Below are 461 nucleotides of genomic sequence, written 5' to 3'. Positions count from 1 at the left end.
GACAAGGCCGATCCGACGCAGGATCCACCTGCCGGCGAGCCTGGCGAAATCGTCGCGATGGGCCCGCAAATCATGCAGGGCTATTGGCACCGGCCGGATGCCGATGCCGAGGTGTTCCTGACGACCGAGGAAGGCCGCTGGCTGCGCACCGGCGATGTCGGCACGATCGACGCGGACGGGTTCGTGCGGATCGTCGATCGACTTAAGGACATGATCGCGGTGTCGGGGTTCAAGGTCTTCCCCAGCCAGATCGAGGCGGTGCTGCATCATCATCCGGCGGTAAAGGAAGCGATGGTGATCGGCCTGCCCGATCCGTATCGTGGCGAGCAGCCGCGCGCCTATGTCACGCTGAACGAGGGTGCCGATGTTACGCCGGAGGCGCTGCGCGACTGGCTCAATCCGCAGCTTGGCCGCCATGAGCGAGTCGATGCCGTCGTGATCCGCCTGACCATGCCCAAGAC

1 protein-coding gene is annotated in these 461 nt (G+C 65.1%); it reads left to right on the top strand.

The genetic code is table 11. The features are described from left to right. The coding region (locus AACY08_RS29485) for a class I adenylate-forming enzyme family protein (protein ID WP_445262066.1) at window positions 1-461 on the top strand (461 nt) is incomplete at both ends.

It is taken from the genome of Pseudomonas sp. EL_65y_Pfl1_R83, assembly GCF_963970695.1.
In the GTDB taxonomy this organism is placed as follows: Bacteria; Pseudomonadota; Gammaproteobacteria; order Pseudomonadales; family Pseudomonadaceae; genus Aquipseudomonas; species Aquipseudomonas tritici.
This window is presented reverse-complemented; position numbering and strand designations above follow the sequence as displayed.